The following is a 22,283-nucleotide window of genomic DNA, read 5'->3' as shown; positions in this document are numbered from 1 at the left end:
CGAGGGTCGGGAAGGATGGATTGGTTTTCGGGCATCGGCCGCCGCGTCTGGCTGGCCTATCAGGAAGGGCTGGAGATGACGTGTCCGGCCCATCGCGAATGTGGCACGCGGTTTGGCCAGATCGCGGCGCGCGACAGCGCTTCCGCCCTGCCGCAGCAGCGCCCAACGGAATTCAGCGCATCCTTCACGTTCGGTGCGCGGATCGAAACGCCGATGGGGCCGGGGAACGGGGGGCCGAACGATGACGGCATCACGTTCCACGACGGATCCAGCGCCCGGCACTGAAGCGTCCGCCACCGATACGCGCGGCGGCAACGGCACCACGGCCAACCAGGCGGTGCGACGTGGCCGCCCCTCGGTGGCCGAAGCCGAGCAGCTTTACGGCAAGATCCTGGAAGCCAGCTGGCAAGTGCTGCTCGACACCGGGCTGGACACATTCACGTTCGATCGCGTGGCGCGCCGGGCGCACATCGGCAAGGCCACGATCTATGCCCGCTTTGCCGGCAAACGCGAACTGATGGAAGCGCTGGTGCACCATGGCATGGCCAAGCGGCGCGCGGCGATCAGCGCGATGGGCAGCAATGCCCCCCTGGCCGATGCCTTTCGCCTGCGGGCGGTGGAAACGCTCGAGTTGCTCCATTCGCCCGATGGCAAGCTGATGGAACGGCTGATCGACTGGCTCGATACCGACGCCGGCAGCCCCCAGGGCGGCTATCGCGCCATGGTCTATCGCACGGCGGTGGACACCATCCGCAGCAACTTTGAAGCGGCCCAGCAGCGCGGCGACATCGTGATCGGCGATTGCGAAAGCGCAGCCCGGTTCTGGCTGGAAGGCATCCTGGGCCACTTTAAGATGGCCAGTTCGGAAAATGGGCAGGACCGCGCCCAGCACATGCGCTGGGCCGATCGCTATGTCGGGTATTTCTTTGCCGGGGTGCGCCAGCAGGGCTCGCCGGGCGGTCCGCTGGGCTGAGTGCGCCCCGCTATTGCCGGGTTCGCTGGCGGCACGCCCGCCGGGCGTGCCGTTCTGCATTTCAAGGCTGGCGCGTGGCCTTGAGCGCGAAATCGACCGTCACGTTGTCGAGCAGCGTATCAGTGCTGCCCCATTCACCGGTCCCCACGCCAAACGCCGTGCGCGACAGCGTGGCCGTGCCGCGCGCATTGGCACGATCGCCATCGATGGTGAGCACGAAGGCAAGCGGCACGGGACGGATCTTGCCACCCAGCGACAGTGTGCCTTCAGCCACATAGTGCCCCGGCGACTGTGCGCGGAAGCGCGAGGCGGTGTAGATCGCCTGCGGATGGGCGGCGGCACCAAAGAAGTTGTCGCCCTTTAGCATATCGTCGCGCTGGGCATCGCCCGAAGCGACCGAGGCAAGGTCGATCGTGGCGCGCAGGCTGGAATGCGCAAGGTCATCGGGCGAGAAGCGGATGCGCGCGTCCCAGCGGCCAAAGCTGCCGTTGATGGCGTCACCCGAATACGTCGCGTGGAAACCCAGCCGCCCGCCTGGTGCCAGTTGCCAGGCGACGGCCCCCTGCGCCGCCGCGGCAGCACCGGAGGCATCGGCCGCCGGGGCCGCGCTGGCGGCTTCTTGCGGGGCGGCACTGGCCAGATCGACCGCGTCGGCGGAAGGATCATCGCTTGGCTCGGCCGAAGCCGGCGCGGCTGGCGCTGGCGCGCTTGCGCCGAATGGCCAGACCTTGGCCAGGGCCATGGCCCCGACCGACCCCGCCAGCGCGACCACGGCGCCGATGGTCAAGCCCCGCCGCGTGGCCGCCGGGATCATCCGCGCCAGCAGGTCATCGCCCATGAAATGATGGCGCAGCGCGCCGGCCACGTGCAGCAGGAACAGCGTGATCGTGACCAGCCCAAGCGCACCATGGATCGTTTCCGCCCCTTCGTGCCAGCCCTGCCCCACCGGCAGGTTGGGCACCGGCAGCGTGCCGAACACCATGGTCTGCATGCGGATCTTGGACGTGGACACCATGATCCAGCCCGACAGCGGCCCGACGATCATGATCGCGTAGAGCAGCACGTGCACCACCTTGACGAGCAGCTTGACCGCGGGGGTGCCTTCGGCCGGGGCCGGCCGCCGCGCGAACAGGCGCACGCCAAGGCGGGCCAGGCTGAGCGCCAGGATCAGGAAGCCGACCGACTTGTGGAACTGATAACCGGCGAATTGCGCGGTGCCCTTGGGCAGGTCTTCCAGCCGCCAGCCGAGCGAGACCTGGAACAGGAGCAGCGCCGCGATGGTCCAATGAAGCACGATCGCACTGAGCGCATAGCGCCGTGGCGAAAGGCCTGTGGCAAAGGTCTGGTTCATGCGGCCGAATTCTCCTGCGTCCTTGGGTGACCCAGCGTGGTTCTTATCAGGCACGGTGGGCTTTTCCTACTGTGCCGATGCGGGCCGCTGCACGGGCCGTTGGCAGCACGGCAACGATCGCATGTCATCGATCGATGGCCATCGTCGCTGCGCCGAACCCGGCTGGTCGCGTCCCGTGCGGCGTGGCAGATTGCCGGCGCGGAAAGGAGAGTGCATTTTTCATGAGCAGCAACCCTTGGAGCCACAGCCGCCGCGCCGGCATCGCCGACGACGTGGACTTTGCCATTCGCGGCAATGATTTGCAGTTTGTAGAGATCGAACTCGATCCGGGCGAAAGCGCCGTGGCGGAAGCCGGCGCCTTTGTCTGGAAGGATGCCTCGATCGAGATGACCACCGTGTTCGGTGATGGCAGCGAAAACGACGGCGGCGGCTTCATGGGCAAGCTGCTGGGTGCGGGAAAGCGCCTGGTGACCGGCGCCAGCCTGTTTACCACCGTGTTCACCCACCGCGGCGTGGGCAAGGCGCGGGTGGCCTTTGCCGCGCCGGTGCCGGGCACGATCCTGCCGCTCAAGCTGTCGGAACTGGGCGGCACGCTGATCTGCCAGAAGGACAGCTTCCTGGCCGCGGCGCGCGGGGTTTCGATCGGCATCGCGTTTCAGCGGCGGATCATGACCGGGCTGTTTGGCGGCGAAGGCTTCGTGATGCAGCGGCTGGACGGCGATGGCTGGGTCTTCGTCCAGATGGGTGGCACGCTGGTGGAACGCGAACTGGCACCGGGCGAACAACTGCATGTCGATACCGGGTGCCTGGCCGCCTATACCCCTTCTGTGGAATTCGACCTGGTGAGCGCGGGCGGCGTGCGCAGCGTGCTGTTCGGCGGCGAAGGGCTGTTCTTTGCGCGGCTGACCGGCCCTGGCAAAGTCTGGATCCAGTCGCTGCCCTTTGCCCGCCTGGCCGGCCGGGTGGTGGCCGCAGCCATTCCGGGCGGCGGCAACAACCGTGGCGAAGGATCGATCCTGGGGCCGCTGGGCGACTTCATCGACGGCAATCGCTGATCGCAGCGTTGCGCTTGCGGCCCCTTCGACACGCTCAGGACTGGCCCTTCGACAGGCTCAGATCGAACGGACGTTGGCTGGGAAATTCCAGAAAACATCCGTTCGGGCTGAGCTTGTCGAAGCCCTGGGCCCGGCGCAGTTTCAGAACTGCGTCCGCACCGTCAGGCCATAAGTGCGCGGATCGCCCACCTGGCCCACGATCAGGCCGGTGTTGCCCGAGGCAACCGCCAGCTGGTCGAAATAGTGCGTGTCGAACGCGTTGCGCACCCAGCCATAGATATCGAAGCGCGCATCGCGGCGCACGCCGAGGCGGAAATTGGTGAGCGCGTACCCTTCGACCCAGGTATAGGCCGAGGGCGTGGGGTTGGACGAGAAGCGCGAGCGGTAGTTGCCATCGACGCCAAGGTAGACCTGGCCTTCGCCGCCGAACGCCTGGACCGGCAGGTTGACTTCACCGCCGTAGGAGAACGACCACTTCGAAACGCCGGGCAGGACCTGGCCGGAAATGTCGCACGAGAGCGGGCTGATGCCGGGCGTGCCGGCGGGCGCGGGCGTGCCGACCAGGTTGCCGTTGGCATCGACCGTCTGCGTGCCACCCGAAAGCTCGGGCGGGCACGGCGCGTTCTTGAAGCGCACGTACTTGGCATCGGTATAGGCCGCGTTGGAATAGACGCTGAAGCGTTCGCTGGGGCGCAGCGCGAAATCGACTTCGACGCCCTGGGTGCGGACCTTTTCGGCGTTGGCGAGATAGCCGCGCAGCGCGCCCACCGTGTAGTTCGATACCTGGGCCTGGTAGTCGTTGATATCGGTGCGGAAGGCGGCCACGTTGAACGTGCCCTTGCGGCCCCAGAACTGGGTCTTCACACCCAGTTCGAAGTGGTTGACGCGCTCGGGCTTGATCGTGGCAAACTGCAGCAGCGGGGTGCCGTCGGTGTTGGCCGGCACGCCGTTGAGGTTGATGCCGCCCGACTTGAAGCTGCGCGCATAGGTGCCGTAGACGTGGACGTCGCGCGTCGGGTCCCAGGCCAGAGTGACGTCGCCCGAAACGTTCCAGTTGCTGAAATTGGCCTTGAAATACTGCGGGGCGAGCACGGCAAGCTGCGCGCGTTCGCGGCTGCTGTTGGCGCTGGTGCCATCGGCGTTGGTTTCGAAGACCACGAGGTTGCCGTTGCCGTCGGTGACGACGGAGGAATAGACGCCATCCTTCTTGTCGTAGTTCAGGCGCACGCCCGGCTGGATCGAGAACGTATCGCTCAACTTGTAGCCGAACTTGCCGTAAATCGCGGCGCTGGTGTTCTTGAGCGTGATGTCGTTGGTGGCAGTCAGGCCGTTGAGCACGCTGGGATCGTTATAGAGCGCGGTGCTGGTGGGATTGATCAGGAACTTGCTGGCCGCCGGACCTTGCTGCTGCACGCCGCTGGTGTGGATCTTCTGATAGAAGCCGAACGCGCCCACCGTATAGTTGAAGCGGCCGGTTTCGCCGGTCAGGCGCAGTTCCTGGGTGTACTGGTCCTGGTGCGAGGGGTTGTTGGACTTGGTGGTGATCGGCAGGCCGAGATAGTCGCGGTCGTTCGACGGGTCCCAATCCCAATAGCGCCACGCGGTGATCGAAGTGACCGTGCCGATGCCGGTATCGATCTTGGCGCGCAGCGACACGCCGCCAACTTCGTTCTTGGCGCGCAGCAGCACGTCTTCGTCGGTCACCCGGTCGAACGGGTTGGTGCTGGGCACGGCATAGTTCTGCGCGGCGGCCAGGGCCGCGTATTGCCGGGTCAGCGGACGCTGCGTCGCGCCGGTGCGCACATAGATCAAGGCGCAGCAATTGGGGTTCTGCTTGTTGTAGTCACCCGACAGCGTGACTTCCACGCCGCCGGTGGGACGCCACAGGAATTGCAGGCGCGCGCCCTTGTTGTCTTGCGAATTGATCCACTGGCGCTGGGCGACGTTGTAGACCGTGCCGTCGCGCTGGGTGAACGAACCGGCCAGGCGCACGGCCAGGGTATCGGACAGCGGGCCCGAGACCGCGCCCTTCAACTGCACGAAACCGAGGTTGCCGGCCGATGCTTCAAGCCGGGCTTCGGGATCGAACGTGGGCGCGCGGGTGGTGATGTTGAGCGCGCCGGCGGTGGTGTTCTTGCCGAACAGGGTGCCCTGCGGCCCGCGCAGCACTTCGATGCGGCTGACATCGAGGAAGTCGAACGTGGACGATGCCGCGCGGGCATAGAACACGTCGTCGATGTAGATGCCCACGCCCTGCTCGATACCGTCGTTGGTGAGGCCGAGCGGCGCGCCCAGGCCACGGATGTTGACCGAGGTGTTGCGCGGGTTGGACGAATAGAACTGCAGCGTGGGCGTGAGTTGCGTGAGGCGGCCCACGTTGAACGCGCCGGTGTTCTCGATATGCGCGCCGCCCACCACGGTGACGGCCAGCGGCACGGTCTGCACCGTTTCGGCGCGACGGCGGGCGGTGACCACGATGCTGTCATCGACCGGCTGCGTCGCTGCGTCAGCGGCGGTGGCGGTGGCGGTGGAAGCGGCTTCGGCAGCCGGTGCATCGGCAGCGGCGTGGGCCGGAGCGGCCAGGGCGAGCGCGAGGCCGGCAGAGGCCACCGACGCGGCGAGATTGGCGCGAACAAGCATGGTCAGTCCCTTTCGACATGCCTTGCCACGCGCGCGGAGGGGTTCCGTGGCGGCGGCCGGCATGGTTTTTTGTGGTATTGCCATGGCCGGCGGCCCTCCCCAGAGCCGTGGTGCCGCCATGGATCAGGCGTGAAGCGGTATGGTCAGTTGTTCTTGAAGCGACGCTTTTCGGTCACGTCGATCTGCACGACGCGGCCTTCGTGAACGGTGAGGCCGACATGGCCATAGCGCAGCCCGGCCAGCGCCTCGCGCACGCTGTCGAGCGACTGCTCGATCAGGCGCGCGCTTTCCGGATCGTGGCTGGCCGGATCGTGGGCGGGCGTGGTGGACATCGGCTCTCTCTTCAAAACTCGTGGATGACCGGGCGTCTGTGTCCCGGACGAGCCCTTCTTATACTCAACTTTTCAGATAGACATTAAACGAGTTGTTGCGGGCCAGAAAGCGAAACTTTCCCTGCGATGAACGGCGCCGCGCGCGCCCGCCGGAATCCCACCATGGTGGCCAAGCCATTGCCGAAAAACGATATTGGAAAGAGTCCGCAGCGGGCTTGGGCATGCGCGGCCAGCCCGCTGCGGATCGGCCGGGAATGCGCGACGTGGAACACGACTCACCAGGGCCAGGCTGCAATCTAGCGTCACTGTGCCCGCTGGCGAGAACCCAGGCGCTGAAACGCGCGCGATTCTCGACAAAACGAGTAGAGATTAACGCGGGGCATTCGGCCGGCCGCGCACCTTTCCTGACAGCGGCGCTTTGGGCTTGCCATGGCGCCCCCGCCCGGTGCTAGGGTGCGGATAGTCATACAAGAGTAGCAAAGCGGAACGATGGCGCGCGGCACCGCAACACCAGCAAGCAGGACAGCAATCGTGGCAGAATCAAGCGCAGTGCCGATCGGCGCACTGCCGATGCAGGCGCTCTCGCCACTGGCCGAAGGCCCCCCGCCCATGCGCTATTTCAACCGCGAACTCAGTTGGCTGATGTTCAACCGCCGGGTCCTGGCCGAAGCGCAGAACACCAACTATCCGCTGTTGGAGCGGATGCGGTTCCTGTCGATTTCGGGCAGCAACCTGGACGAGTTCATGATGGTGCGCGTAGCGGGCCTGGCCGGCCAGGTGCGGCGCGGCATCGACGAGGTTTCGATCGACGGGTTCACCCCCGCGCAGCAGTTGCAGAACATCCACGGCGCGGTGGAAGACCTGGTGAGCGCGCAGCACGTGGTGCTGGGCGAGTTGTCGAGCCTGCTCGCCGAAAACGGCATCCACCTGGTGGGCGACAAGCCCCTGCCGCGCGGCGAGGCGGAATGGCTGGCACGCTATTTCCGCGAACATGTGATGCCGGTGCTCACCCCCCAGGCGATCGACCCGGCGCACCCCTTCCCGTTCATTGCCAATCAGGGCACGGGCATCCTGTTCTCGATGGTGCGGGTGGCCGACAACGACCCCGTGACCGAGATGATCCTGATCCCGCCGGCCCTGCCGCGCTTCGTGCGGCTGCCCGATGACGGCGGCTGGATCAGCATCGAGGAACTGGTGCGCCGCAACGCCGCCACGGTGTTTCCCGGTTTCCGCATCCAGGGTTCGGGCACGTTCCGCGTGCTGCGCGACAGCGACATGGAAATCGAGGAAGACGCCGAAGACCTGGTGCGCTATTTCCGCACCGCCATCCAGCGGCGCCGGCGCGGCAAAGTGATCATGCTGCAACTGCAGGAGGACTTTGATCCTGCGGCCGAGCAATTGCTGCGCGACAAGCTGCGGCTCGACTATGCCCTGGTGGTCAAATCGCCGGGTCTGCTGGCGATGAACGGCCTTTCACAGATCGTCGACATGCCGCGCCCCGAACTGAAGTTCGAGCCGTATAACCCGCGCTATCCCGAACGCGTGCTGGAACACGATGGCGATTGCTTTGCCGCGATCCGCGAAAAGGACCTGGTGATCCACCACCCGTTCGAAAGTTTCGACGTGGTGGTCGATTTCCTGCGCCAGGCGGCGAGCGACCCGGACGTGGTGGCGATCAAGCAGACGCTCTATCGCGCCGGCAAGCAATCGGCCGTGATCGCTGCGCTGATCGCCGCGGCCGAAGAGGGCAAGTCCGTCACCGCCGTGGTGGAACTGAAAGCGCGGTTCGACGAAGAGCAGAACCTGCATTGGGCCAGCCAGCTGGAACGCGCCGGCGTCCAAGTGATCTATGGCTTCGTCGATTGGAAAACCCACGCCAAGGTTTCCATGGTGGTGCGGCGCGAGGGCGATGGCTATCGCACCTATTGCCACTTCGGCACCGGCAATTACCACCCGGTGACGGCGCGCATCTATACCGACCTGTCGTTCTTCACCGCCGATCCCAAGGCCGGGCGCGATGCCGGGCAGTTGTTCAATTTCATCACCGGCTATGTCGAGCCCAAGAACACCGAGTTCCTCTCGATCTCGCCCATTGGCCTTCGCCGCACGCTGTATGAGTGCATCGAGCGCGAGATCGGCTTTGCCCGCGCAGGCAGGCCGGCAGCCATCTGGGCCAAGCTCAATTCGCTGACCGATAGCCGCCTGATCGACCGGCTCTATGCCGCCGCGCAGGAAGGCGTGGACATTGCCCTCGTGGTGCGCGGCATCTGCTGCCTGCGGCCGGGCGTGCCGGGGCTGTCTGACCGGATCACGGTGAAATCGATCATCGGCCGGTTCCTGGAACACAGCCGCATCTGGGCCTTCGGCAATGGCGCGGCCCTGCCCAACCGGCGGGCGCGGGTGTTCATCTCCTCGGCCGACGGGATGAGCCGCAACCTCGATCGCCGCGTGGAAGTGCTGGTGCCAATCCGCAACAAGACCGTGCACGACCAGATCCTGGACCAGGTGATGCTGGCCAACCTGATCGATACCGAGCAAAGCTGGACTTTGAGCGCCGATGGCGACTATCAGCGGGTTTCGTGCCGATCAGACGCTGGCGAGAAACCGTTCAATGTGCACCGCTATTTCATGACGAACCCTTCGCTTTCGGGCCGTGGCGCGGCCCTGACCAAGGGGCGCCGCGTGCCCAAGCTGGCGCTGCGGCGCGGCGGCGCGACGGTGGATTGACACGTTCGATGGCATTCGGACTGTCCCGGGGCAAGGACGCGCAAGCCCGCGCGATTATCGATATTGGCTCCAACACCGTGCGCCTGGTCATCTATGGCCAGCCGCTGCGCGCGCCCAAAGTGCTGCACAACGAGAAAGTGACCGCGCGCCTGGGCAAGGGCGTGGCCGACAGCGGCAACCTTTCACCCAAGGCCATGGCCCTCGCCCTCGCCTCGCTCGCCCGGTTCAAGGCGATCCTGGCGCTGCAGGGCGTGACGCAGGTTGACGTGGTGGCCACTGCCGCCAGCCGCGACGCGGGCAATGGCGCGGCGTTTCTCGATGCCATTGCCAAGCTGGGGCTGACCCCGCGCCTGCTGACCGGCGAGGAAGAAGCGATCACCAGCGCGCATGGCGTGATGGGCGCGTTTCCCGGCGCCAAGGGCGTGGTGGGCGATCTGGGCGGTGGCAGCCTGGAACTGGTGGACGTGGACGGTGAGCGCTGCACCCATGGGGTGAGCCTGCCGCTGGGCACGCTGCGCCTGCCGGGCCTGCGCGCCGAAGGACAGCGCGCGTTCGGGCAGAAGATCCGCAAGGCGCTGGCCAAGGCGGAATGGAAAGCCACGCCAGGGCAGACACTCTATCTGGTGGGCGGCTCGCTGCGCGCCTTTGCCCGCCATGTGATGGTGGAAACCCGGTTCCCGATCGACGATCCGCACGGCTATGTCGCCGATCCGGCGGTGGCGCTCAAGCTGGCCAAGGCCATGGCGCGGCGCAAGGGTGAGGCCGTGGCGCCGATCGCAGGGGTTTCCGGCGGGCGCCTGGCCAGCCTGCCCGACACGGCCGCGCTGCTCGCCGTGCTGATCACCCGGCTTCAGCCCGAACGGCTGGTGTTCTCCGCCTGGGGCCTGCGCGAAGGCGTGCTGTGGGAAGCCATGCCGCAATCGGTGCGCGGGCAAGACCCGCTGGTGGCCGGCGCCTCTGCCTTTGCGCAGGAACACGGCATTGCCGCCAATTCCGCCAGCATGGTGGCCGGCTGGACCGCCGGCATTGCGCCGACTGACGGGCCGGACCGGCGCGAGCGCCTGCGCCTGGCCGCCACGATGCTGTGCATGGCCTCGGCCACGGTGGAGCCCAACTTGCGCGGCGACCTGGCGCACGAATGGGGCCTGCGCAAACGCTGGATCGGCGCCACCGCGCGCGACCGCGCGATGCTCGCCGCCGCGATGATCGCCAACACCGGCAAGCTGACCCTGCCGCCCGACCTGCCCCTCCTCGCCTCCTCCGCCGCCCTGCGCCAGGCCCAGGCCTGGGGCCTTGCCACCCGCCTGTGCCGCCGCTTCACCGTCGGCGCCGCCTCCGCCCTCAACGGCAGCACCCTGCGCCGCGAAGGCGACGCCCTGGTGATGGAAGTGGAAGACCGCCACGCCGTGCTGATCAACGACAGCGTGGGACGGGATTTGAAGGCGCTGGCGGCGCATCTGGGGCTTAAGGGGGCGATTAGGGAGCGGTAGGGCTGGAGGAACAAGGGGAAGCGACGTGGCAATTGCTCCTTCAACCCCATTGGCTTTGGCGGGCGCGGTGATTGAAGGCGGGGGCCTGCGCCACAGCGGGTGTAGCGCAGTTTGGGACGCGAGTGAGCAAGCGTAAGCCATTTGGGGACGCGCATCAAAGCAATTAGACTTCTGCCGATCTAACTCGATCTAGAGTTAAACCACCAAACTTTGACTTTCAAGTATATTATTCCATACCCAATCGCCCATTATTCAAAAACCACTTAGATAATTTCCGAATAAAATCTCAAACATCGCCATTTTGGGGCTTAAGGTAATTCGGACTCGTGGGATCTGAACCTATAGATGAAAAAATTTCACTTAACCACAGAGATTTGTTTTTTGAGCAATTGAGGTATTTGAGCCATTGCTCCAGCTCACCCAATCTAACTGTAAAAAGACCGTAGTCATCCATCTGATCAAAAAAATATTCAGCTGAGATAAATTCATTACCCTCTAAAATATTTATTCCACCATTTCTTTTATAATTAGGATCTTTTAAATTTAGCCTATCTCTAATGTTTTTCCTAATACTACGAAAACCATCCCTGATACTTTCAGGAATTCCAGCAGAATCGAGATATTTTTTACATACCTGCCCATCTTCTTTTATCCAATCCAAATCCAGTATGATTGCCGCTGGAACCCCCACTTTTCTTAACTGAAAAGCAATCTCAGCAGCAGTTTGTTTATTATGAGCATTAAGAAATAATGCGTGATTGACGCCGTTTTTAGAATATAAATTAAGTCTATTATTAATTTCTTCGTAAAATGCCCGATCAGCATCTGCTTCGGTAATTATTGCGGCTTCATAAAAAAGCGCAGACACTACTCCAACGGAGCGTAATAACGGATCGTTCATCATCTGGGATAATTCACTAGCCGGCAACAGCCTAGTAGTACCTTTCCCCGCATGATGAGTGAGTCTTACAATGTTTATTGACATCCCCGTAGAAAGACATCCCATTAAAAAATGAGGGCTATGTGTTGCCGCGAAAAATTGTTTTCCTTCGCCTATATTGAGGCATATCTCGCGACCTAATTTATAAGCCAACCCTGGATGCAAAAATGCTTCTGGCTCATCTACAATTATGACTTCGGCATCACCCGCCAATACTTCAGACATGACGCCGATAAATGCCTTGGTGCCATCGCTGGCCCGGGAGAGATTTTGTGACTTTTGAAAAAAGCTATAGCTTCATCAGAAAATGATCTTTCTATCTGTTTTTCCGGCCTTTCTTCACTCAGGGCGTAAAAAAATCCACTCATATTAGTCGCGTCTATAACTAGATGCATTCCGAAAGAGTCAAATACAATATCCGACAATTTTTTCCGCAAATCATCATCTTTAAATAAAGCAGCTATCGTGCTAAGAGCAGGCTCATCCAAACGTTGCCCTTGACCTTGGTTAACAAGCCCCAGCCTGCTTTCACCAGAAAGATTGATAATATAAGAACTCATAAAGTGATGACAAAAATACTCTTTTTCATTTACCCCAAATTCTTCGCCTTTATTGAATTTTTCAAGAAGTATCCCAAAAAGAAGCCTTTCATTTACTTCTTGCCTACCCATTCCTCTCCGAAAGAAAATTCCTTTTTCTGAATCTTTTTCAGATTCGTTAGACCTATATCTTGATATTTTTTTCTCGGCTAATTCTCTAGTTATTTCATTTATTTTTATTTCGGAGAATATATGTCGATCTGTAGATCCGTTGAAATTAAATTCATTGCTTATTTCGCGAAGTGCCGAGCTCTTCCCTCCGTTGTTTGGGCCGATAAATATTGTTACACTTCCCGGCCTGAGCAAACAATCATCATGTAGCCCGCGCGGGCCGTTATTGAATTTTAAAGAATCCACCAACATAAATGCCCTCTTAATAAATCAGATGGATATTTTAAATTTCATTGAGAAAACATCTGGCTTTAATTAATCAATCCGCAAGCCACCAACCCGGCGGAACAGCTCCAAAATCAGCGGATCGCGCTCCGCACTTCTAATCGCCGCCTCGAAGCGCAACTGCCGCTTGGGCGCCGACAGGACCGACACCAGCGCGCCGCTCGCCAGTTCGCTGCGGATCATGGTTTCGGGTAGCAGGGCGGCGCCGGTGCCTTCGCGGATGATTTCGACCAGGGCGCGCACGTTGTTGCAGGTGCGGATGACCGGGGGCGTGATGCCGTGTTGGGCCAGGGACTCGCGCATGATCCCGTGGATGGGGGAGTGTTCAGGGATCGACCAGACGGGCAGTGGTTGCTTGAAGCCGCCTGCCTGCGCAGTGGCCTGGCTGGCGGCCCAGACGAGGCCGACGCTGCCCAGGCTGGTGGTGCGCACACCGGGGCTTGCCACCGGGCCGGCGAGGAACACCATGTCGCTGGTGCCGGCGAGCAATTGCTGGAGCATGCGGGCGGTAAGGTCCACCTCGATTTCCAGGGTGACGCCGGGCAAGTCCCGCTCCACGCCCGCGACGAAGGCGGCAAGGCAAGAGGCGGCGGCGATTTCTCCGGTGCCCAGGCGCACGATGCCGGTGGCGCCGGCAAAGTCGCTCGCCTTGAACAGCGCGCGTTCGAAGCCGGCCCAGAGCGGCTCGAAATCGGCGACCAAGGCCCGGCCCCGCGCGGTGAGCACCATGTTTCGCCCTTCGCGGCGGAACAGGTCCACGCCCAGTTGCTCCTCGATCTCTTTCACGCGGGCGGAAATGGCGGGCTGCGTGGTGTTGAGCCGCTCGGCCGCGGCGCGGAACGTGCCCAGGCGGGCAATCCACAGCAGGGTTTCGAGATGATAGATGGCCAGGCGCTTCATGGGCGCCAATGTAACATATCCGCCTCTTATCATAAAAGATAAGAACGTATCGCTGGTTTCGATGGATCGTTTTGGCTATTCCCTTCCGATCAATGGAGAGGTGCCGATGGCCAACAAGATCTATCCCTCTGCCACAGCCGCGCTGGACGGGCTGCTGCGCGATGACCTGCTGATCGCCTGCGGGGGCTTTGGCCTTTGCGGCATTCCTGAGCGGCTGATCGATGCGGTGCGCGAATCCGGCGTGACGGGGCTGACCTTTGCCAGCAACAACGCGGGGATCGACAACGAGGGCATCGGCAAGCTGCTGCGCACGCGCCAGGTGAAGAAGATGATCTCGTCCTATGTGGGCGAGAACAAGGAATTCGAGCGCCAGTACCTTTCGGGCGAACTGGAAGTGGAATTCTGCCCCCAGGGCACGCTGGCCGAGCGCATGCGCGCCGGGGGTGCTGGCATTCCCGGCTTCTACACCAAGACGGGCGTGGGCACGCTGGTGGCGGAAGGCAAGGAAGTGAAGACCTTCGACGGGCAGGACTATATCCTGGAACGCGGGATCTTTGCCGACCTGGCACTGGTGAAGGCATGGAAGGCCGACGAGAGCGGCAACGTGGTGTTCCGCAAGACGGCGCGCAATTTCAACGTGCCGGCCGCCACCTGCGGCAAAGTCTGCGTGGTGGAAGTGGAAGAGATCGTGCCGACCGGCAGCCTCGATCCCGATGGCATCCACCTGCCCGGCGTCTATGTCCAGCGGCTGGTGCTGGGCGCGCCTTATGACAAGAAGATCGAATTCCGCACCACCCGTGCGCGGGAGAACGCCTGATGCCCTGGACTCGTGATGAAATGGCCGCCCGCGCGGCGCGCGAACTGCAAGATGGTTTCTATGTGAACCTGGGCATCGGCATTCCCACGCTGGTGGCCAACCACATTCCCGCCGGCATGGAAGTGACGCTGCAATCGGAAAACGGGATGCTGGGCATCGGCCCCTTCCCCTTTGACGACGAAGTGGACGCCGACCTGATCAACGCCGGCAAGCAGACGATCAGCCAATTGCCGCAGACCGCCTATTTCGACAGTGCGCAAAGCTTTGCCATGATCCGCGGCGGGCATATCGACCTCACCGTGCTGGGCGCGATGGAAGTCTCGCAAGGCGGCGACATTGCCAACTGGATGGTGCCGGGCAAGATGATCAAGGGCATGGGTGGCGCCATGGACCTGGTGGCCGGCGTGAAGCGCATCATCGTGGTGATGGAGCATTGCGCCAAGGACGGCAGTTCCAAGTTCATTCCCGAATGCACCCTGCCGCTGACCGGCAAGAACGTGGTGGACATGGTGATCACCGACCTTGCCGTGTTCCAGCGGCCCGACCACGACAGCCCGTTCCACCTGGTGGAACTGGCGCCGGGCGTGACCGCCGAGGACGTGGCGGCCAAGACCACGGCCCATTACGTGGCCGCCTGACCGCATGCGCGCGCCGCCCGTTCATGCGGGCGGCGCGAGTTTCCAATACGTGGCAAAGTGCCGGTGCGCGACGCGATGATAAGGCGCGAAGCGCAGCGTGGCGCCATCGGCCGCTGGGGTGGTGAATTCCAGCGGTGGCCCGGACGGCTTGATCCGCGCCGCCACCTCTGCCGCCCGGCCCGCCAGTTGCGGCACGGGCACGGGCGCATCGCAATATTCGCCATAGCGCCGCTCGTTGACCACCAGGTCTGCCCCCGGCGCAATGGCTGGCCCGTCGAGCAGGCCGGCAAGCACCACCGGGCCATAGCGGAAGGCGGCAATGTCTGCATGGCCGGGCAAAGGCACTGCCTCCACCGCCATGGCCATGGCCAGTTCCACCGCGTCGCCATCGTGCCAGGTCTGCTCCACCGTGACATAGCTGGAGGGACGATCGGAACGCGCCACCACGGCCCCGTTGACGCGCACTTCGAGCCAGGGGCTCCATCCCGGATGCCGCAGATGCAACGCCAACGCCTGGGGCCGGCGCAATTGCCAAGCGAGCGTGGTGGTTGGCGCTTCGGGAAAACGGGTGCGCTGGGTCAACACCGCGCCGCGTTCGGGCCAGGCCAGGCGCGATGCGATGAACTGGTTGACCCACAGGCCGCGATCATCGTGGGCATAGATGAAGCTGCCATACTTGGCGTGATTTTCCATGCCCGTGCCGGTGCAGCACCAGAAGGAATCCTCGGGCGTACAGAACAGCTTGACGTAGCCCGGCCGCGCGCCCTGGAAATAGGTGACCATGCCGCTTTCCGGGTCTTGCGAACCGAGGATGCCGTTGATCAGCGCGCGTTCGGCAAAATCGGCCAACGGCGCTTGCGGATCGCGCAGCAGGAGCATCTGCGTCAGCTTGAGCATGTTGTGGATGCCGCAGGTTTCCGAACCCTTGGCCGAAAAGACGTGGGCCGCGAAATCGGCCACGGGAAAGAAGAACTCGCCATCACCATGGCCGCCGCCGGCATAGCTGCGCGTGGAAACCACGGTCTGCCAGAAAAAGGCCGCGGCGCGGGCATAGTCCGCATCGCCCTGGGTTTCGGCCACGCGCTGAAAGCCGACGACCTTGGGCACCTGGGTGTTAGCGTGCAAGCCGTCGAGATGGTCCTGCCCCTGGGCCAGCGGCGTCAGCAAGGCCTTGTGCGAAAAGCGGCGGGCGAGCCGGGCATAGTCTTCCCGCCCGGTGAGCGCGTGGAGATCGGCGAAGACTTCGTTCATGCCGCCATGCTCGATCGCCAGCATCGCTTCGAACGCGGCATCATCAAGCGGGCGCGTGGCCACCACAGTCCAGTCTGCCAGCGCAAGCAGCACCGGCCGCGCGGCGGCCACACCGGCCACCAGACCGGCATCGCGCAAGCCGGCGAAGACCTTGTGCAGCGTGTACCACGGCACGCCGGTGACCGGCTGGCCGGCGAGCATGGCGGCCATCAGCCGGGGCCCTTCGGGAAAGGCGCAGACCAGCCCGCTGCCGGCCGCTTTCTGGCAGGCGGCGAGTTCGGCGACGATGTGATCGAGCCTTTGCCGCAGGCGGGGATCGCCGGTCGCCGCGAACATCAACGCGCAGCCCGACAGGTAATGACCCAGCGTGTGCCCCTGGCAATGGATATCGGCCCAATCCGGGCGCGATTCCCAGCCGCCATAGACCGCCCCGCGCGGCGGCAGGCCCGCGTTGACGCGAAAGCCGTGCAGCAGGCGATCGGGATCGAGCGAGAGCAGGTAAGCGAGGGTCCGCTGCTGCGCATCGCGCCATGGCCCATCGAGCAAGCGCACGCGATCGAGCGCGAAGGCAGACAGGCCAGCGCCCGCTGCCGGGGCAGGCCCGGGCGATGCTGCGCGCAATGATACGGGAACACCGGCCAGAGCCATGCCGGCCAGCCCTAGGGGCGCCAGTTCACGCCGAGTCAGCGCCATTCCATGCGGACGGTGGCAGGCGCAGGCGGTATCCATGGCGATCTCCCCGTTGTACGCGTGCTTTATTGTCGGAGTAATGCTTGGCGTCAACTGCTCAGCACGCCGAGCCATGGATGCATCGGCGGATGCAATCGGTTCGATTGGTCAGACAAAATAGCGCCGAGCTACATGAACATTTGGACATTCATCCCGCTGTCAGGCGCGCGGGATTAGCCGTCTGCGCGGGGACCAGTGCTGAACATCGGGATTGGTCATGGTCTGGAACGTCAACATCCCCCGCCCGCGCAGGGCCGCCGTGTGCCTTGCTTGGTCAACCTTGCTCTCGATACCGCTGTGGCTGGCCACGCTGGCCGTGGTGAAAGTGGTGATCGTGCCCGAACTGCGCGCGGTGGCGGCGCAGTGGGACGGCAAGAGCGCCCAATCGGCACCGCCCGGCGGCCTCTATGCCCGGATGGATCCGCACCCACTGCTGCGCGCCAGCCGGCACGAAGCGCATGTGGTGGCAAGCGCGGTGATGCGGCGCATCTGATGCGCCCGGCGCGGCCTAGGCGGCGTGGACAAATTCCGCAACGCCACGGCTGGAGGCAAAAACCGCCAGTTCAAGGAGGCGAGGAAGCGCAATATCGGGAATATTGTGCGACGAGCCGACGCAGAAATGGCGGTTTTTGGTCCAGCCCCGCAGGGGTTGTCCTTTAAAAGGCCCTGGCAGCGTTGCTCGGCCTTACAAGAGGCCCACTCTTGCTTCGTCCTCGCGCCTCCCCAGGGCCTTTTAAAGGACAACCGTGGCGTTGCGGAATTTGTCCACGCCGCCTAGAGCACGAAATCGCCCTTTGCCAGCGTGACACTGCCTTGCAGCAGGAGCGCGAAATCGGCGACGCCATCGCCGTTCACGTCACCCGTGAGCAGTGTGTTGCCGCCGGTGATGGCATAGCGCAGTTCGCCCGCAACGTGGTGGAACGCGGCCGTGCCGATGAAGGCAAAGGCATCGTCGGCGCTGGTCAGGGTGTTGGCGTCGATCGGCGACAGGATGATCGTGTCGCCCTCGGCATGCTTGAAATCGGTGATCACGTCGCACGCGCCGGCGGTGGTGCCGGCAAATTCCAGCACGCGTTCGAACACGAAGCGATCGGCCCCGGCGCCACCGGTCAGCACGTCCTGCCCCGATCCGCCACGCAAGGTATCGGCGCCGCCCATGCCGCTGATGGTGTCGTTGCCGCCATTGCCGGACAGGATGTTGTCGTTGGCGTCACCGGCAAGGGTATCGTCGTGCGCGGATCCGGTGACGCGTTCCACGCCCGATATGGTGTCCTTGCCCAGCCCGGCGGCCGTGCCATCCCCGATCCCGGTGGCAAGATTGACGCTGATCCCGGCCGTGGCCCCGGCATAGGTGACCAGATCGAGCCCCGGCCCGCCGACATAGCGATCGTTGCCGAAATCGTCGCCGGCCAGGAACGTGTCGTTGCCATCGCCGCCCGAGAGGATATCGTCCCCCTTGCCGCCCGACAATTTGTCGTTGCCGCCATAGCCATAGATGCGATCGTTGCCGGCATAGCCATAGAGGCGGTTGTTCGCCTCGTTCCCCACCAGCGTGTCGTTGCCCGCGCCGCCATAGCAATCCTCGATCGTCACGTTGTAGGCGATGCCCAGGTTGTTGGACACGCTGACATTGGTGAAACCCAGGGTGGAATAGGCGCCGGGGTGAAGATCGACCCAGCAATCGAGCTTGAACTTGCGCAAGTCGATCAGGTCGTTGCCGCCCGCGTCCCAGATCGCGGCGTAGAACGGGCTGTCAGGGGAATAGACGTATTTGTTGTCGCCGGCATGATAGCTCATGTTGGCGCCGTAGATCGCCTGGATCGCGGCGATATCATAGACCATCGGCGTCTGGATGATGTAGTCGAAATCCTCTTTGGCGGCATTGTAGGCATAGACGCCATAGGGATCGTTATAGGACATGATCGTGTAGTTGCGATAATCGTAGCCGGCCGGGATGATGTTCCCTTCCGAAGGATGCGCCAGGCCCAGGGCATGGCCGATCTCGTGCATCAGGGCGGTGAAGTTATAGGTGTTTACGGCGTAGGAATCCTTGCCGTAGAGTGGGTTGATCCAGATATCGCCATGGCTGTTGGCAGTGCCATTGGCGTTGACCTTGGTATAGCCCCAGGAATCCCCGACGCGGGAGGACAGGCCCAGGCGAATATCGCCCACGGCGCCTGCGGCGGTTTCCGTCACCTGCTTGAACGTGAGATTGGCGACGTTGGCCCACTGCTGAAACGCCAGCGCCACGTTGGCGTATTCGCCAGATGGCAGCGCGCCGACCGTGGCCGCGGTCATTTCCGTGCCATAGCCGGTGGCGAATTGTGACGCCACGCCCCCGCCCCAGATGAAGCTGTACGATACCACCGTCTTCCCGCCCGACACGGTGGACCAGGCCATGCGATAGGCCGGATCTGCCTGGAGCAAGGCGTTGAAACGCGAATCCGAAGTGAGTTTGTAGGTCTTGACCGCCGATGCCTGGGTATAGGTTGCCACGCGCGCGTTCCCGATAAGCTATGGCCCGCCTTGTTAGGCGGACGGCCAGCGTTACGGGACGAGCGACAGGTTCAAAGTGGAGGCGTGAGGGCGCCTCCACCCCGGCGCAAAGCCTGTCAGAGAACGAAATCGGTGGCGGCGAAGGCAACCTTGCCCGCCACCTTGAGCCAGAAATCGGCCACGCCATCGCCGTTCACATCGCCCTGGATTGTGGTGATGTTGCCAGCGGTGGAATAGCGCAATTCGCCCGCAACCCGGTGGAAAGCGGCGGTGCCGATGAAGGTGAACGGATCGTCCACGCTGTCGGTGCTGCTGATTGCATCGATCTGGTTGAGCTTGATCACGTCCTTCTGCGTCTTGCTGAAATCGGTGATTGCATCGCAGGTCGTGATGGTCAGCCCGGCAAAGTCGGAAATGGCGGTAAAAACGAAGGCATCGGCCCCGGCGCCGCCGGTCAAGGTATCTTGCCCGGCCGCACCGATCAGCGTGTCATTGTCGTTGCCGCCCTGCAGGGCGTCTTTGCCCGCGCCGCCATTGAGCGTGTCGTTGCCGCCATTGCCGGTCAGCGTATCGTCGCCCTCGCGCCCGTTGAGCACATTGGCAATGTCGTTGCCGACCAGCTTGTCTGCCCCGCTGCCGCCGGTGGCGTTTTCGATCGTGCAATTGAACGCGATGCCCAGGTTGTTGGTCAGCGTTTGCAGATTGTCGAACACCAAGGTGGAATAAGTGCCGGCGTGCAGATCGATACGGCAGCCTTTGGAAAAGCCGCTGATATCGATCGTGTCGTTGCCAGCGCCATCCCAGATCGCGGCAAAGAATGGGGCCGTTGCCGAATAGGTATACGTGGTGTCACCAGCATTATATCCGGTGTTGGCGCCATAGATCGATTGGATCGCGGCGATATCATAGACCATCGGCGACTTGATCAAGTATTCGGTCTGCCCCGAACTGCTGTTGTACCACCACACATTCTTGGGATCGGTGTAAGACATGATCGTGTAGCTGCGCACGTCAAAACCCGAAGGGATCTTGTTGCCTTCGAACGGGTGATCCAGGCCCAGCGCGTGGCCGATCTCGTGCATCATCGCCATGTAGTTATAGGTGCCCACGGCAAACGAGCCGCTGCCATACGTGGGGGAAATCCAGATATCGCCGTGGGCATTGGCTGCGCCGTTGGACACGATCTTGCAATAGCCCCAGTATTGCCCCGTGACGCTGGACGATTGCGCAATACGGATATCGCCCACGGTGCCCGCGTCGGTTTCACTCACCTGGGTGAAAGTGATGTTGGCAACATTGGCCCAGGCCTGGAACGCGGCCTGGATATTGGCGATCTGCCCGCTGGGCATCGCCCCATGCGTGGCAGCGGTCGGTTCGGTGCCATAGCTGCCGGCAAACTTGCTGGACACACCGTCCAGCCAGGGGAAGCTGTAGGTAATGGCGGTCTTGCCATCGACCACGCTAGACCACTTGGACCGAAAGCCCGGCTTGGAATAAAGCAACGAGTCAAAATACTTGCTGCCGGTGAGACTGTAGGTCGAAACGACCGAAGCATCGGTATAGCTGGGCATGGGCGTGTTGTCCTTGATCGTGCAACGCCCGCTTTCGGGCTTTCCAAGGCAAACAGGCCACATAGACCCTCAATACCGGGTATTTTTAAGGGCAGGTACTTGCACCCAGCCGGCGTTATCCCGCCGTTATCCGGCAATATCTTGCCGGTTATGCGGCCGGGATATACGGGCTTATGCCCATCAGGCGGCCATTCCGGCGGCGTGGCCACTGGCCCAGGCCCACTGGAAGTTATAGCCGCCGAGCCATCCGGTGACATCCACCGCCTCGCCGATGGCAAAGAGGCCCGGCACCTTGCGCGCTTCCATCGTGGCTTGGGAAAGTTCGGCCGTGCTGATGCCGCCGGCGGTCACTTCGGCCTTGGCGAAGCCCTCGCTGCCATTGGGCATGAATTCCCACGCGCGCAGCCGTGCCTGTGCGGCGCGCAGGGCCTTGTCGGGCAAGTTGCCCATTTCGGCGGAAAGGCCGATCTGTTCAGCCAGGGCCGTGGCCAGGCGTTCGGGCAGCGCTTCTGCCAGCACGCTGCGCAGGGCAGCGCGGGGGCGCTGGCGCTTGGCATCGAGCAGCCAATCGCCCGTGCGGCCGGGCAGGAAATCGATGCGCACCGCCTCGCCGCGCTGCCAATAGGACGAAACCTGGAGGATCGCCGGGCCGGACAGGCCGCGATGGGTGAACAGCGCGGCTTCGGCAAAGCGGGCCTTTCCGCAGGCCGCCTCGACCGGGGCGGCAATGCCCGACAGTTCGCGGAACAGCGCCGCTTCGCCAGGCAGGGTGAGCGGCACGAGCGCCGGGCGCGGCTGCACCACCTTGAGGCCGAATTGCCGCGCCAGATCATAGGCAAAGCCGGTGGCACCGATCTTGGGAATGGCCGGGCCGCCCGTGGCGATGACCAGCGAGGGGGCAGCGAAGGTGCCCTCCCCGGCCTCTACCTGGAACAGCCCATCGGCGTGGCGCACTGCGCGGATCGGGCTGTTGCAGCGCACCTGCGCGCCGCCCTTGGCGCATTCATCCAGCAGCATGTCCACGATCTGGCGCGCAGAGCTATCGCAGAACAGCTGGCCCAGGGTCTTTTCATGCCAGGCAATGCCGTGGGCATCGACCAGGGCGATGAAATCGGCCGGAGTATAGCGGCTGAGCGCCGAGCGGGCGAAATGCGGATTTTCGGAAAGATAGCGGTCGGGCGCGGTGTGCAGGTTGGTGAAATTGCAGCGCCCGCCGCCGGAAATCAGGATCTTCTTGCCCGGCTTTTCGGCGTGATCGAGCACCAGGACACGGCGCCCGCGCGCGGCCGCGGTGGCCGCGCAGAACAGGCCGGCAGCCCCGGCACCCAGGATGATCACGTCGTGCGTCATTGCTGGGGCCGTGGGGGATTGGCCAGGG

Annotated in this window: 18 protein-coding genes; 8 read left to right on the top strand and 10 right to left on the bottom strand. The window is 63.2% G+C overall.

The annotated features are described in order from the left end of the window. Positions 1–15 precede the first annotated feature (15 nt). Positions 16–285 carry a hypothetical protein gene (locus R9J51_RS12600; protein ID WP_168554775.1) on the top strand — a complete coding sequence of 90 codons (270 nt, stop codon included), beginning with the start codon at positions 16–18 and terminating at the stop codon, positions 283–285. After that, complete coding sequence (locus R9J51_RS12595) at positions 242–973, top strand: TetR/AcrR family transcriptional regulator (RefSeq protein ID WP_218843468.1); 732 nt, start codon at positions 242–244, stop codon at positions 971–973. Before R9J51_RS12600 ends, R9J51_RS12595 begins: the two co-directional genes overlap by 44 nt. A gap of 61 nt (positions 974–1,034) precedes the next feature. On the opposite strand, the gene R9J51_RS12590 is transcribed toward R9J51_RS12595, so the two are convergent. Then, positions 1,035–2,378 carry a cytochrome b/b6 domain-containing protein gene (locus R9J51_RS12590; protein WP_432787441.1) on the bottom strand — a complete coding sequence of 448 codons (1,344 nt, stop codon included), beginning with the start codon at positions 2,376–2,378 and terminating at the stop codon, positions 1,035–1,037. Between the two features lie 167 nt (positions 2,379–2,545). On the opposite strand from R9J51_RS12590, the gene R9J51_RS12585 reads away from it, so the two are divergent. Beyond that, entirely contained in the window at positions 2,546–3,379 is an 834-nt protein-coding gene (locus R9J51_RS12585; RefSeq protein WP_179504636.1) for an AIM24 family protein, read from the top strand. A 141-nt stretch (positions 3,380–3,520) separates the two neighbouring features. Here the strand turns inward: R9J51_RS12585 and R9J51_RS12580 are convergent, their stop codons facing one another. After that, positions 3,521–6,019 (bottom strand): TonB-dependent receptor, encoded by a 2,499-nt coding sequence (locus R9J51_RS12580; protein WP_179504635.1) that lies wholly within the window; start codon positions 6,017–6,019, stop codon positions 3,521–3,523. Positions 6,020–6,162: 143 nt separating this feature from the next. Then, positions 6,163–6,351 (bottom strand): YezD family protein, encoded by a 189-nt coding sequence (locus R9J51_RS12575; RefSeq protein WP_168554771.1) that lies wholly within the window; start codon positions 6,349–6,351, stop codon positions 6,163–6,165. Positions 6,352–6,921: 570 nt separating this feature from the next. On the opposite strand from R9J51_RS12575, the gene R9J51_RS12570 reads away from it, so the two are divergent. Together R9J51_RS12570 and R9J51_RS12565 are read left to right on the top strand one after the other, a co-directional pair. Then, the gene (locus tag R9J51_RS12570) at positions 6,922–9,078 is read left to right on the top strand and encodes an RNA degradosome polyphosphate kinase (RefSeq protein WP_179506453.1); all 2,157 of its coding nucleotides are present in this window, start codon (positions 6,922–6,924) and stop codon (positions 9,076–9,078) included. An 8-nt stretch (positions 9,079–9,086) separates the two neighbouring features. Then, the gene (locus tag R9J51_RS12565) at positions 9,087–10,568 is read left to right on the top strand and encodes an exopolyphosphatase (RefSeq protein WP_179504634.1); all 1,482 of its coding nucleotides are present in this window, start codon (positions 9,087–9,089) and stop codon (positions 10,566–10,568) included. Positions 10,569–10,854: 286 nt separating this feature from the next. On the opposite strand, the gene R9J51_RS12560 is transcribed toward R9J51_RS12565, so the two are convergent. The 3 genes from R9J51_RS12560 to R9J51_RS12550 all read right to left on the bottom strand — a co-directional run bounded on the left by R9J51_RS12560 (position 10,855) and on the right by R9J51_RS12550 (position 13,403). Further along, on the bottom strand, positions 10,855–11,733 hold the full coding sequence (locus tag R9J51_RS12560) for an AAA family ATPase (protein ID WP_432787439.1): 879 nt from the start codon (positions 11,731–11,733) through the stop codon (positions 10,855–10,857). Continuing rightward, positions 11,697–12,470, bottom strand: coding sequence for a hypothetical protein (locus R9J51_RS12555; RefSeq protein WP_432787438.1), 774 nt, complete (start codon positions 12,468–12,470; stop codon positions 11,697–11,699). Before R9J51_RS12555 ends, R9J51_RS12560 begins: the two co-directional genes overlap by 37 nt. 63 nt (positions 12,471–12,533) lie before the next feature. Continuing rightward, positions 12,534–13,403, bottom strand: a complete 870-nt coding sequence (locus tag R9J51_RS12550) for a LysR family transcriptional regulator (RefSeq protein ID WP_169474338.1) — start codon at positions 13,401–13,403, stop codon at positions 12,534–12,536. A 106-nt stretch (positions 13,404–13,509) separates the two neighbouring features. Here R9J51_RS12550 and R9J51_RS12545 point away from each other — a divergent pair, with 106 nt between their 5' ends. Together R9J51_RS12545 and R9J51_RS12540 are read left to right on the top strand one after the other, a co-directional pair. Next, positions 13,510–14,220 carry a CoA transferase subunit A gene (locus R9J51_RS12545; RefSeq protein WP_168554766.1) on the top strand — a complete coding sequence of 237 codons (711 nt, stop codon included), beginning with the start codon at positions 13,510–13,512 and terminating at the stop codon, positions 14,218–14,220. Next, positions 14,220–14,858, top strand: a complete 639-nt coding sequence (locus R9J51_RS12540) for a CoA transferase subunit B (protein WP_179504632.1) — start codon at positions 14,220–14,222, stop codon at positions 14,856–14,858. The genes R9J51_RS12545 and R9J51_RS12540 overlap by 1 nt, the downstream gene beginning before the upstream one ends. 21 nt (positions 14,859–14,879) lie before the next feature. Here R9J51_RS12540 and R9J51_RS12535 read toward each other — a convergent pair whose 3' ends face one another. Continuing rightward, positions 14,880–16,838, bottom strand: coding sequence for a glycoside hydrolase family 127 protein (locus R9J51_RS12535; RefSeq protein WP_432787437.1), 1,959 nt, complete (start codon positions 16,836–16,838; stop codon positions 14,880–14,882). Between the two features lie 217 nt (positions 16,839–17,055). Between R9J51_RS12535 and R9J51_RS12530 the strand changes: the two genes are divergently transcribed. Next, positions 17,056–17,331, top strand: coding sequence for a hypothetical protein (locus tag R9J51_RS12530; RefSeq protein WP_179504630.1), 276 nt, complete (start codon positions 17,056–17,058; stop codon positions 17,329–17,331). Positions 17,332–17,612: 281 nt separating this feature from the next. Here the strand turns inward: R9J51_RS12530 and R9J51_RS12525 are convergent, their stop codons facing one another. From R9J51_RS12525 to R9J51_RS12515, 3 genes are all read right to left on the bottom strand, one after another. Next, on the bottom strand, positions 17,613–19,334 hold the full coding sequence (locus tag R9J51_RS12525; protein ID WP_179504629.1) for a M10 family metallopeptidase C-terminal domain-containing protein: 1,722 nt from the start codon (positions 19,332–19,334) through the stop codon (positions 17,613–17,615). A 116-nt stretch (positions 19,335–19,450) separates the two neighbouring features. Beyond that, on the bottom strand, positions 19,451–20,905 hold the full coding sequence (locus R9J51_RS12520; protein ID WP_179504628.1) for a M10 family metallopeptidase C-terminal domain-containing protein: 1,455 nt from the start codon (positions 20,903–20,905) through the stop codon (positions 19,451–19,453). A gap of 180 nt (positions 20,906–21,085) precedes the next feature. Next, positions 21,086–22,255 (bottom strand): NAD(P)/FAD-dependent oxidoreductase, encoded by a 1,170-nt coding sequence (locus R9J51_RS12515; RefSeq protein WP_179504627.1) that lies wholly within the window; start codon positions 22,253–22,255, stop codon positions 21,086–21,088. Positions 22,256–22,283 lie beyond the last annotated feature (28 nt).

Source organism: Novosphingobium rhizosphaerae (genome assembly GCF_050920675.1).
GTDB lineage: Bacteria > Pseudomonadota > Alphaproteobacteria > Sphingomonadales > Sphingomonadaceae > Novosphingobium > Novosphingobium rhizosphaerae.
Note: the sequence above shows the minus strand (reverse complement) of the source record. Positions and strands in the feature narration are given on the sequence as shown.